The following is an 11,724-nucleotide window of genomic DNA, read 5'->3' as shown; positions in this document are numbered from 1 at the left end:
GCATTCTGGAGGGAAACCGTGGAGCTCGACATCTGCGGACTCGGTGCCGTCTCGAGTATCGGAGGCGATCCCGAAACGATCCACGACGCACTGTGCGCCGGGAGAAGCGGCCTGGGGCCACTGAGGGTCTACGACACGACGAAGTTCCGCTCGGGGACGGCCTACGAGATCGACGACCGGGCGGCTCCCGGCAAGGACGAGCCCGGCAGATCGACGAAGTGGCTCATCGACGCGATCGCGCAGGCGCTGTCCGACGCCGGGCTGAGCGAGCTGCCGGAGAACTGCCCGGTACTCGTCGGCACGACGCATCGGGAGCAGCGCACGACGGAACTGTGGTGGCGCGGCGAAGCGGACACGGACTTCACCGACCTGCATTTCGGCACGGCGATCCGGGACCGGTTCGGCACGGTCGAAACCCATACTTTCGCGAACGCCTGCGCCGCTTCCCTGACCGTCCTCGGGCTGGCGGCGGACCTGATCACGGACGGCGAATGCGACACCGTCGTGGTGGCGGGGACCGACGGCCTGACCGAAGCCACTTTCGGCATCTTCGACCGGGTCCAGAGCGGCGTACCCGGCGAAGTGCGGCCCTTCGCCAAGGAACGGCACGGGATGATGATGGGCGAGGGCGCGTCGGCGGTGGTGCTCCGCCGTCCGGGACACGGTGGCCCGGTCGCGGCCCGGCTCCGGTCGGTCGCGCTCAACTGCGACGCCGACCACCCGACGGTGCCCGAACCGGGCAGCGTCGCCCGGGTGGTGCGCCAAGCACACGACCGCGCGGGGATCGGCCCCGACCAGGTCGACCTGGTCCTGTTGCACGGCACCGGAACCGTCCGCAACGACCTCGTCGAGACCGGGATGCTGCACGACGTGTTCGCCGGGACGAAGCCGGCGCTCACCGCGATCAAGTCCTCGACCGGCCACACGCTCGGCGGCTCCGGCCTGCTGAGCCTGATCGTCGCCGCGATCTCGCTGCGGAAACGGCTGGTGCCACCGATCCTCGGCCTGACCGAGCCGATGGACGAGGCCGAGGGACTGGACCTCGTCCGGGACGAACCGCGGGGCGGCCGGTTCCGGATCGCCCAGGTCGACGCCTTCGGGCTCAGCGGGATCAACGCCGTGGCGATCGTGGAGGCGGCGTCGTGACCGCGGTCGTCGTCACCGGGGCGGGTCTCGCCGTCGACGGCCTGCGCGGACCGGCCGACCTGCTCGAACCGTACCGGCGCCACGAAGACGGCTTCGATCCGGAGACCGGGTTGCGCGGAAGGCAGCTGCGGCACCGTGACCGGGCTTCGCGGCTGGCGTGCCGCGCGGCCGCCGCGGCGCTGGCAGACGCGGGCCTGCTCGGCGAGGACGGCGCCTACACCGGGGACTCGCACCGGACGGCGACCGTGGTCAGCACGAACACCGGGAACCTGGACAGCATCTGCTCGTTCCTGGACACGATCGCCGACGAGTCCGCGAGCCTGCTGCCCGCGACCGGGCTGCCCAACACCTCGAGCAACGTGACCGCGGGCTGGGTCGCCATCGACCACGGCCTCCGCGCGCCGAACCTCACCCTGTCGAACGGGCCGACGAGCGGGCTCGACGCGCTGCACTGGGCGCGGCGGCTCATCCGGCACGGCCGGGCGGACGCCGTCGTCGTCACCGGGGTCGAACCCGACAACCGTTACGTGCGAAGACTTCTCGACGACAACGGCGAGAAGCCGTGGCCCGACGCGGCAGCGGCGGTGATAGTCGAATCGGCAGCGTCGGCCGAACGGCGAGGTGCCCGCACCAGGCTCGTCCTCGGTGGGTACAGACGTGCCGCGAACGTCGAGAGCGCGGCCTCCGCGGTCCTCTCGGGCGAAGCCGTGACGACGCTGGCCGAACCCGGCGCCGGACCGGGTGAAGTACTCGACCTCTCGGCCTGGGCCGGACGCCAGTCGGGAGCGCTCGGCGTCCTGCAATGCGCCGCCGCGAGCGCGCGCATCGACGGCGGCGAGGGCACGGTGCTCGCCGTCGCGGGCGGAGCGCCCGGCACGGCGGCGGCCGCGATGGCGTTCGCCGAGCCGGGAGTGAGTAACGGAAATCGTGGAATGGCAACGGAAAAGGGGCGTTCATGACCGGGAACAAGCTGATCGAGCCGGGGTTGGAAGACCTGCGGACACTGGTGGCGCACGTACTGGAGGTCGATGCCGCGGAGGTGACCGACGAGGCGAACCTCGTCGAAGATCTCGGCGTCGATTCGCTGCTCCTGCTCGAAGTCGCGGCGCGGATCCAGCAGCGCTACGGCATCCGGGTGGGCGACGCGGCGATCACCGAGATCGAGACGCTGGACGAGCTCCTTCAGCTGGTCTTCACCCGGCAGAAGGGCTGACCGGGGATGGAACAGCGGGACTGGCCAGGCTGGCCCGACGAAACCGCCCGGCGGTACCGGGCCGTCGGCCATTGGCAGGGAACGACCTTCGGCGAGCAGCTGTCGGGCTGGGCGGTCCGCCACGCCGACCGCGTCGCGCTGGTGGACGGCGACCGCCGGTGGACCTACGCGGCGCTCGACACCGCCGTCCGGCGCCTGTCGAGCGGGCTCGCCGGGCTCGGGCTGCGCCGCGGTGACAAGGTGATCGTGCAGCTGCCGAACCGCGCCGAATTCGTGCTCCTGTGGTTCGCGCTGACCAGGCTCGGGGTGGTGCCGGTGCACGCCATGCCGGCGCACCGCCGCAACGAGATCACACATCTGGCCGCGGTGGCCGAGGCCGTCGCGTACGTGATCCCGGACCGGCACGCCCGGTTCGACTACCGCGAACTCGCCGCCCGGGTCCGCGGTGACGCCGGGATCCGGCACGTGATCGTCGCCGGCGACACCGGTGGGCACGAGGGCTTCCTCGCGCTGGCCGACCTGTTCGACGACGAACCCGGCCCCGACCCGGTCGATCCGCCGCGGCCGGACGACCTCGCGCTGCTGCTGCTTTCCGGTGGCACGACGGGGATGCCGAAGCTGGTGCCGCGGACGCACGACGACTTCGCCTACAACTCCCGGCGCGCCGCGGAACTCTGCGAGCTGACCGAGGATTCGGTGTACCTCGCCGTGCTGCCCATCGCCTTCAACTACACGATGAGCTGCCCCGGCATGCTCGGTGTCCTGCAGGCGGGCGGACGGGTCGTGCTCGCCCCCTCGGCGGGGGCACGGACGGCTTTCGAGCTGATCGCCCGGGAGCGGGTGACGATCGCCGCGATCAACCCGCCGCTCGTGCCGCACTGGATCGCGGAGCACGAACACGGCGACACGGATCTGTCGAGCCTTCGCATCCTGCAGGTCGGCAGCGCTCGGCTCGCCGACGATCTGGCGGCCGCGGTCACCAAGACCTTCGACTGCCGCCTGCAGCAGGTGTTCGGCATGGCCGAGGGCTTGCTGTGCCTGACCAGGCTCGACGATCCGGACGAGCTCGTGCACACCACCCAGGGCAGGCCTATCTCCGCCGACGACGAGGTCCGGGTGGTCGATCCGGACGACGTCGAGGTCGCGCCCGGCGAGACGGGTGAACTGCTCACCCGCGGGCCGTACACCCTGCCCGGCTACTTCCGCGCGGCCGAGCACAACGCCCGGGCCTTCACCGCCGACGGCTTCTACCGCACCGGCGACCTGGTCCAGCAGTTGCCGACAGGCCACCTCAACGTCGTCGGCAGGGCGAAGGACCAGATCAACCGCGGCGGCCAGAAGATCGACGCGACCGAGGTCGAAGGCCATCTGCTCGCCTGCCCGGGAGTGATCGCCGCGGCCCTGCTGCCCGAGCCGGACGCCGTCCTAGGCGAACGCTCGGTGGCGTTCCTGGTCTGCTCGGGCGAAGCGCCGTCGATGGCCGAATTCCAGGCCTTCTTCCGCGACCGGGGCGTGGCCGCGTACAAGGCTCCGGACCGGTTCGCGGTCGTGGACGAACTGCCGTCGACAGCGGTCGGCAAGATCGACAAGAAGGCGCTCGCCCGCCGCTACCTCGGCTGATCCGGTGGAGGAAACGATGTTCTTCCCGCTCTCGGCCGATTCGCGAGCGCTGCTGGCGGCCGAGGCCGCCGCGCTCGCGGACCGGACCGATCCGCTGCCCGCGCTCGCCAAGGAACTCGCCGACCGACGGCACGGCCCGTGGCGCGCCGTCGTCGTCGGCCAGGACCGGGACTCGGTGACCGGCCGTCTCCGCGCGGTCGCCGCCGGGGAACCCTCCAGCGGGGCCGCCACCGGTGAGGTGGTCACCACCGGGAACGCGGTCTGGGTGTTCTCCGGCCACGGCTCGCAGTGGACGGGGATGGGCCGGGCGCTGCTCGACGGGGAACCGGCGTTCGCCGCCGAGATCGGCAGGCTCGCCCCGCTGATCGCCGCCGAAGCCGGTTTCTCCCTGCACGACGCGCTTTCCGGCACAGCGGAAGGGATCGAACAGGTGCAGCCGTCCCTGTTCGCCATGCAACTGGGCCTCGCGGCGGCCTGGCGCGCCCACGGTGCCGAACCGGCCGCCGTGATCGGCCACTCCATGGGCGAGACGGCCGCCGCGGTGGTCGCCGGCGCACTGTCCACAGCGGACGGTGTGGCGGTGATCTGCCGCCGCTCCCGGCTGATGCGGCGCGTCGCCGGCACCGGCGCGATGGCGATGGTCGCCCTCCCCTGGGACACCGTGGACGCGGAACTCGCCGACGTCCCCGAAGTGACCGTCGCCGCACACTCGGGTCCGACGTCGACGGTGGTCGCCGGCGGGCGGGACCGCGTGCGGACCCTGGTGGAGCGCTGGGCCGCCCGGGACCTGATGGCCAAACTGGTCCCGGTCGAGGTGGCCTCGCATTCCCCGCTGGTGGAACCGATCCTGGCCGATCTGGGCACCGAGTTGTCCGGTCTGCGGCCCGCACCCGCCCGGGTTCCCGTGTACTCGACCGTCCTCCCCGATCCGAAGTCCCCGGCCGCTTTCGACGCGGCCTACTGGACAGCCAACCTCCGCCGCCCGGTCCGGTTCAGTGCGGCGGTCCAGGCGGCACTCGACGACGGGCACCGCGCTTTCGTCGAGATCTCACCGCATCCGCTGCTCGCGCACGCGCTGCGGGAGAACGCGGGCGACAGGGAGGCCGCGGTGCTGTCCAGCATCCGCCGGGGAGGCGACGCGCTGCTGCGTTTCCGGACGCAGGTCGGGGCACTTCACTGCGCGGGCGCGCCGGTCAGCTTCCGGCCCCCGGCGGCCTGATACGACGCACGAAGTTCTTTGGCGACCTCCTCCGGCTCTGTTCGAAGACGACTCGGCAGGATTTGCAGCACGGCGATCCCAGCCGCGGCGTACCTGGCGTTCCTCTCCAGGGTCCTCGCGTAGTCCTGCTTCGTGAAATGGAAGTCGTAGGAGTCGATCTCCCAGGCCAGAGCGACTTCTGCGAAGTAGCCGTCGGGAGTCGCGACGTATTCGCCGTTTTCATCTCGGAGTGGGCGGTTCCAGCTCGGTTCGGGCAGACCGGAGAGCCGCCATACGCTCATCGCGTCGATCTCGGCGACCGACCGCGCACCGGCGACGATGTGGTGAAGCGCCGCTGGGCTCAGCCCGCCCGACTGCACCGCCTCGGCGAGCAAAGCGGAAACCGCCGAGGGGGAACTGAGCCTTCGGCACAGGTCGAGAACGGCTCGGACGAACGGGGCCACGGGAACACCCTCCTCGATGAGCGGTCGTGGCATCCGTGTCGTGCGCTCGACGATCACGAAGCCGGAACTGCTGATCTTGTGCTCATGCGGGACCAGGAGATGCACTCGCGCTGCCCCGGCGGGCACCGCACGCAGACCTCGGCGACGGCAGGCCGCCGCGCCCGTCACCACCGCATCCCGGCCGGCGTACTGCAACGCCGCCTCGATCAACTGCCGATAACTGGGCTCGCCTGTGGCGAGCAGCAGCACTCCCGGCAGCAACCGCCGCCAGGGACGCCCCGGCTGACAGCGCCGGTAGCAGGTTCTGGCGGGAACTCCGAGTTCCACGAGCCGAGCGACCGTGATCACGCCGCCACGGCTGTGCTGATAGAGCCGCTCTGGATCGTCGGCCCACTCTCCGGTTTTCACCTCATGATCGTCAGCGACCGGGCGTACACCACGCCAGGGCCTTCCAGCGATCTGTGGACAACTCGCCACACCAGCATCACTGTGGATAACTCGCCGGTGTCTTGAAGGCCACCTTGAGGACGTTGAGCGTCTTGAAGGTGGCCTTCAAGGCACCGGACAAAGCGTCAGGGAGCCGGAAGCGGAGGCAGCGCCGGAGCGTCCAGCCAAGCGTCGAAGAAAGCCGCGAGCGAGCGCCCAGCGAAGCGTTCCGCGAGCGCGACGAAACCAGCGGTGGTCACCAGACCGTGCCGGTTCTCCACCGCCCAAGCCTTCACCAGCGGGAAGAAGACCTCATCGCCGACAAAGGAACGCAAGGCGTGCAATAGAAGGCCGCCGCGTTTGTACACCCGCTCGTCGAACATCCGCGACACCCCGGGGTCGGCGAGACGCAGATCCGCGGGCTTCGCCTTCATCCGCGCGTGCCACGTCTTCGCCCACGCGTGCGCGCTCTGCCCGCCGGATTCCTCGGACCAGAGCCATTCCGCGTACGTCGCGAAGCCCTCGTTCAGCCAGATGTGCCGCCAGTCGGCGACGGTCAGGCTGTTGCCGAACCACTGGTGCGCCAGTTCGTGCACGACGAGCCGTTCGTGGGTGCGCCGTCCGTCGACGTGGTTGGCGCCGAAGATCGACATGCCCTGCGCTTCGATCGGGTCGTCGAGGTCGTCGTCGGTGACCACGATGACGTACTCGCCGAAGGGATACGGCCCGAACAGTCGCTGCAGCGAATCCATGATCCGGCCCTGCCGCCCGAAATCGCGCGAAAAGGCCCGGCGCAGGCGCGGCGGCACGGCGGCCCGTTGCGGGACCGACGAAACCACGGAGTCACCGTCGAGGCTGATCCGGTAGGCCGAGACCGAGGGCGGCGAGAACCAACCGGGCTGGGGACCGGAGACCAGTTCGACGTCGTCGTACCGTCCGATTTGGACGCTCATCAGATACGTCGGCGTCGGCTCCGGGCGCTCGAAGACCCACCGAGTGGTGCTCGCGCGTGAAAGCCGCGACACCAGGTTCCCCGTGACGGCCACGAGATACGGCGAAGACGTCGTCAGTGCGACGCGGTAGGTCGCCTTGTCCGCCGGATGGTCGTTGCACGGGAACCACGACGGCGCCCCGACCGGCTGGCTCGCCACCAGGGAACCGTCGGTCAGTTCGTCCCAGCCGATGTCGCCCCACAGCCCGGGAAGCGGACGCGGGTTGCCGACGTAGTAGACCTCGACCAGGAACTCGCTACCGGGCGCCAGCGACTTCGCGGGCTTCACCTGGAGCTTGTGCGCACGCCGCGTGTACTTGGCCGGTTTCCCGTTGACCAGGACCCGGTTGATCCGGAACTCGCCGAAGTCGAGCGTGAACCGCGACAGCGCCTGCGTCGCCTCCGCGGTGATGGCCGCGGAGGCCGACAGCCGGTTGGGACCGATCTTGTAGTCCAGCTCCAGATCGTAGTGCCGGACCCGGTAACCGCCGTTACCGTGATGAGGCAGATAGGAGTCGCCGGAGGTGTCCGCGCCGGGCGAGGGCTGCGCGGAGGCCTTCGAAATCACCCGCGAAAGACCCCGCTTCCCTACTTCGTCCAGGCCGAGATGGGATTGCCCAGCCAGCGCGAGTCGGCGGGAACCGCGTCGCCCCGGGTCACCAGAGACCCCGGTCCGACGGTCGTCCGCGCGCCGATGCTCGCGCCAGGCAGCACGATACCGTGCGGCCCGAGCGTCGCTCCCTCGTCCAGGGTCACCGGCGACATCGTCATGATCCGGTCGTGGAAAAGGTGCGTCTGGACGACGCAGCCGCGGTTGATCGTCGCGCCGTCGCCGAGGCTCACGAGGTCTGACTCGGGCAGCCAGTACGTCTCCAGCCACACCCCGCGCCCGATCTTGACGCCCATGGTCCGCAGCCACGCCGGCAGCAGCGGCGTGCCGCCGAGCGAACCGATCAGCCACGGCACCGCGAGCGCCTCGACGAAGGTGTCGGCGAGTTCGTTACGCCAGACGAACGAACTCCACAGCGGGTGGTCGACAGCGCGGAACCGGCCGACCAGCAGCCACTTCATCGCGGTGGCGGTCAGCGCGGCGAAAGCGCCGGCGGCGAGCAGCAGCGGCCCGCCGAGCAGCACCGCGACCAAGAACCCGAAGGACGACGCGAGCGCGAAGATCCCGGCGGCGACCAGCACGGTCAGCGCGACGCCGCACATCACCGGCACGATCCGGCACAGTTCGACGAGCGCGCGGGCCGCCTTCAGCCGCAGCGGCGGCGTGAAGGTGCGGCTCGTGTCGGACTCGCCGACCGACCGGCGGACCGGCAGCGGCGGCATCCCGAGGTACGACGAGCCCTTCTTCGCCTTCAGCGGGGCCGACGACAGCACGCCGACCAGGCCACGCTTGGGCACCGAGCGACCGGGCGCGGCCATCCCCGAGTTGCCGAGGAACGCCTGCTTGCCGATGCGCGCGGGAGCGACGTGCAGCCAGCCGTGGCCGAGTTCGTAGGTGGCGACCATGGTGTCGTCCGCGAGGAACGCGCCACTGTCGACCTGGGTCATCTTCGGCAGCGCGAGGACGGTGGACGCCTCGACGTTGCGGCCGACCTTCGCCCCGAGCATCCGGAGCCACACCGGGGTGAACAGGCTGGCGTACAAGGGGAACAGCCCCTCACGAGCCATGCCCATCAGCCGTTCGGTCGCCCAGACCTGCCACGCGACGCGGCCGTGCACGGGGTGGTAACCCTCGACCATGCCGATGCTCAGCGAACGGACGCCGACGAGCACGAGCAGAGCGTAGGTCAGGAAGTACGCGACGGTGGCGAGCGGTGTGAACAGCAGCGCCTGGCCGAGCGCGGCGCCCAGCGAAGGCACACCGGCGATCGCGTAGCCCAGCACCGCGATGGCGGGCAGAGCGGCGACGGCGGGCAGCAGCCCCAGCGCGACCGAGGTGGCGCCGTAGACCACGGCCCAGAACCGCGAACGCGGCGGGCGGCTCGACGGCCACTTCGGCGCGTCCTTGCTGGCACGGGCGGCGGGGGCACCGGCCCAGCGCTGCCCGGCCGGCACATTGCCGCGGACTGTCGACCCGGCCGCGATCTCCGCGCCCTTGCCGATCCGCGCGCCGGGGAAGAGCGTGCTGCGCGCGCCGATCCGCGCGTCGGCGCCGATCCGGATCTTGCCGATGTGCACGAGATCGCCGTCCACCCAGTGCCCGGTCAGGTCGACCTCGGGTTCGATGGCGGCACCGCGGCCGAGTTTCAGCATGCCGGTGACCGGCGGCGGCGAGTGCAGGTCGACGTCCTTGGCGATCCGCGCGCCGAGTGCCTTGGCGTACGTCGTCATCCAGGAAGCGCCCGCGACACTGTCCGCGCCGCTGAACTCGGCGAGCTTCTCGGCCGTCCACAGTCGCAAGTGGACACTCCCGCCACGCGGGTAGCTGCCGGGACGGACACCGCGCAGCAGCAGCCGCGCGCCGGTCGCCGAGATCGCGATCCGGCCCGCCGGGCTGAACAGCGCGACCCACGCGACGGCGATCCACACCCAGTTCAGCGTCGGAGCCCAGGCGAAACCGGCCAGCGACAGCAAGTTCGACAGCGTCGCGGCGATCGTCGTCCAGCGCAGGCCGACGAGGCCCATCAGCGGGACCATCAGCAGCGACTGGATGATCCCGGCCTTGCGCGGGGTCGGCGCGATGTCGCGGCGTTCGGTCTTCTGGCCGCTCAGCGCGTCCAGCATCGACGCGAGCGCGCCGAGCTTCGGGTTGGCGTAGATGTCGTTCACCGACACCTGCGGGTGCCGGGTGCGGATCCGCGCGATCAGCTGGGCGGCCGTCAGGCTGCCGCCGCCGTTGGTGAAGAAGTCGGCCTTCGGGTTGCCGACCGAGACGCCCAGGATCTCCGCCCAGCCTTCGGCGAGCCAGCTCTCCGTCGGCGACAGACCGGACTTCGCGGCGTCCACAGTGGACAGCGGCCAGGGCAGGGCGTTGCGGTCGACCTTGCCCGAGGTACGCGTCGGCAGGTCTTCGACCAGCGCCAGCAGCGGGACGAGCGCGGCAGGCAGCTGCTCGCGCAGCCGGGTCGCGGCCTCGTCGTGGTCGAACTTCACGCCTTCGGCGGGCACGACGTACCCGACGAGGACCTGGTTGCCCGCCTTGGTGCGGCGGATCGCGGCGGCCGCGCCCTGCACACCGGGCAGCGACTGGAGCGCGGCGTCGACCTCGCCGAGTTCGATACGGCGGCCGCCGAGCTTGACCTGCTCGTCGAGACGTCCGAGGAACAGCAGGCCCTCGGCCTCCGCGCGGACCATGTCACCGCTGCGATACGCGCGGCGCCAGCCCAGTGAAGGCAGCGGCGCGAACTTCTCGGCGTCCTTCTCCGGGTCCAGGTAGCGGGCCAGGCCGACGCCGCCGATGACCAGCTCGCCGGTCTCGCCCATCGCGACCGGCTCGCCCGCCTCGTTGACGACGGCGAGCTGCCAGCCCGCCAGCGGCAGCCCGATCCGGACGGGTCCTTCGCCGGTCATCTGCGCGGCGCAGGCGACGACGGTGGCCTCGGTCGGGCCGTAGGTGTTCCAGACTTCGCGGCCTTCGACGGCGACGCGCTCGGCCAGCTCCGGCGGGCAGGCTTCGCCGCCGAAGATCAGCAGGCGGACGTCTTCGAGCGCGTCGGCGGGCCACAGCGCGGCCAGCGTCGGGACGGTCGAGACGACGGTGATGCCCTGCGCGACGAGCCAGGGGCCGAGGTCGACGCCGGTGCGGACCAGCGAACGCGGCGCCGGGACCAGGCAGGCGCCGTGGCGCCAGGCGAGCCACATCTCTTCGCAGGACGCGTCGAACGCGACGGACAGGCCGGCGAGCACACGGTCACCGGGGCCGATCGGCTCCTCGGTGAGGAACAGCTGGGCCTCGGCGTCGACGAAAGCGGCGGCCGAGGCGTGCGAGACCGCGACGCCCTTCGGCTTGCCTGTCGAACCGGAGGTGAAGATGATCCAGGCGTCGTCGGCCGGAGCGGGCGAGCCCTCGATACCGCCGGGCGAACCGAGGACGGCGATCGCGCCGCCATCGGAAACGACGGCGGCGACGTCGGCTTCGCCGAAGACCAGTTCGGCCCGCTCGTCCGGGTCGTCCGCGTCGACAGGCACGTAGGCGGCGCCGACGGACAGGATGGCGAGGATCGCGACGTAGAGCTCAGCGGTGCCGGAGGAGATCCGGACGCCGACCCGGTCGCCGACGCCGACGCCGTTGGCTGTCAGCTTGCGGCCGTAGGCGTCGATCTCCTCGACGAGCTTGCGGTAGGACAGCGTGGTCTCGCCGTCGTCGATCGCGCCGGCGTTGGGGTGGCGGGCGGCGGTCTCGGCGACGATGTCGATCAGGGTGCGCTCACCCGCGCCGAGACCGGACCAGAAGAGGGCGCGGTCGCCGGCGGGAGCCGGGGACGGGGCGACGGTGATGTCGGCGGCACAGGCGATCGGCCGGGAATCGGCGGTGAGTGTCATCGGGCCATCACCACGGGCAAGACAGAATCGGGCAGTACAAACCCCTGGGCGCGCAAGCCCATCACACCTTTCGCGAAGTGCGTCATTCGGGCTCGCTCTCCGAATGAGGCGCCCGCTAGCAGACCAATCACTTTACCGCAGGTCAACGGCATATCTCGGCAGGGTTTCGACAGAG

At 70.9% G+C, this 11,724-nt stretch carries 8 protein-coding genes; 5 read left to right on the top strand and 3 right to left on the bottom strand.

Annotation, left to right across the window (positions count from 1 at the left end; genetic code table 11):
* The first annotated feature begins 18 nt into the window (after nucleotides 1-18).
* From ACFOSH_RS36950 to ACFOSH_RS36930, 5 genes are read left to right on the top strand one after another with little or no spacing between them, the layout of a single operon-like run.
* Complete coding sequence (locus tag ACFOSH_RS36950) at nucleotides 19-1,146, top strand: beta-ketoacyl synthase N-terminal-like domain-containing protein (protein ID WP_378245121.1); 1,128 nt, start codon at nucleotides 19-21, stop codon at nucleotides 1,144-1,146.
* Nucleotides 1,143-2,105: a beta-ketoacyl synthase N-terminal-like domain-containing protein gene (locus ACFOSH_RS36945; RefSeq protein ID WP_378245119.1), complete on the top strand. Its 963-nt coding sequence runs from the start codon at nucleotides 1,143-1,145 to the stop codon at nucleotides 2,103-2,105. Before ACFOSH_RS36950 ends, ACFOSH_RS36945 begins: the two co-directional genes overlap by 4 nt.
* Complete coding sequence (locus ACFOSH_RS36940; RefSeq protein ID WP_378245117.1) at nucleotides 2,102-2,359, top strand: acyl carrier protein; 258 nt, start codon at nucleotides 2,102-2,104, stop codon at nucleotides 2,357-2,359. Before ACFOSH_RS36945 ends, ACFOSH_RS36940 begins: the two co-directional genes overlap by 4 nt.
* 6 nt (nucleotides 2,360-2,365) lie before the next feature.
* Entirely contained in the window at nucleotides 2,366-3,979 is a 1,614-nt protein-coding gene (locus tag ACFOSH_RS36935; RefSeq protein ID WP_378245115.1) for a (2,3-dihydroxybenzoyl)adenylate synthase, read from the top strand.
* A gap of 16 nt (nucleotides 3,980-3,995) precedes the next feature.
* Nucleotides 3,996-5,198, top strand: a complete 1,203-nt coding sequence (locus tag ACFOSH_RS36930) for an acyltransferase domain-containing protein (RefSeq protein WP_378245113.1) — start codon at nucleotides 3,996-3,998, stop codon at nucleotides 5,196-5,198.
* Here the strand turns inward: ACFOSH_RS36930 and ACFOSH_RS36925 are convergent.
* The 3 genes from ACFOSH_RS36925 to ACFOSH_RS36915 all read right to left on the bottom strand — a co-directional run bounded on the left by ACFOSH_RS36925 (nucleotide 5,153) and on the right by ACFOSH_RS36915 (nucleotide 11,549).
* Nucleotides 5,153-6,049, bottom strand: coding sequence for a hypothetical protein (locus ACFOSH_RS36925; protein WP_378245111.1), 897 nt, complete (start codon nucleotides 6,047-6,049; stop codon nucleotides 5,153-5,155). The genes ACFOSH_RS36930 and ACFOSH_RS36925 overlap by 46 nt on opposite strands.
* A 164-nt stretch (nucleotides 6,050-6,213) precedes the next feature.
* Nucleotides 6,214-7,626, bottom strand: coding sequence for a M1 family metallopeptidase (locus tag ACFOSH_RS36920; RefSeq protein ID WP_378245109.1), 1,413 nt, complete (start codon nucleotides 7,624-7,626; stop codon nucleotides 6,214-6,216).
* 20 nt (nucleotides 7,627-7,646) lie between these two features.
* A complete protein-coding gene (locus ACFOSH_RS36915; RefSeq protein ID WP_378245107.1) occupies nucleotides 7,647-11,549 on the bottom strand; it encodes a Pls/PosA family non-ribosomal peptide synthetase in 3,903 nt (1,300 codons plus the stop codon).
* Nucleotides 11,550-11,724: the final 175 nt, after the last annotated feature.

The sequence above is a fragment of the Amycolatopsis speibonae genome, from assembly GCF_042647925.1.
Taxonomy (GTDB): Bacteria; Actinomycetota; Actinomycetes; order Mycobacteriales; family Pseudonocardiaceae; genus Amycolatopsis; species Amycolatopsis speibonae.
This window is presented reverse-complemented; position numbering and strand designations above follow the sequence as displayed.

Coding starts and splice junctions, on each gene's coding strand:
- ACFOSH_RS36930 (WP_378245113.1), top strand. CDS start 3,996: ATGTTCTTCCCGCTCTCGGCCGATTCGCGAGCGCTGCTGGCGGCCGAG.
- ACFOSH_RS36940 (WP_378245117.1), top strand. CDS start 2,102: ATGACCGGGAACAAGCTGATCGAGCCGGGGTTGGAAGACCTGCGGACA.
- ACFOSH_RS36915 (WP_378245107.1), bottom strand. CDS start 11,549: ATGACACTCACCGCCGATTCCCGGCCGATCGCCTGTGCCGCCGACATC.
- ACFOSH_RS36935 (WP_378245115.1), top strand. CDS start 2,366: ATGGAACAGCGGGACTGGCCAGGCTGGCCCGACGAAACCGCCCGGCGG.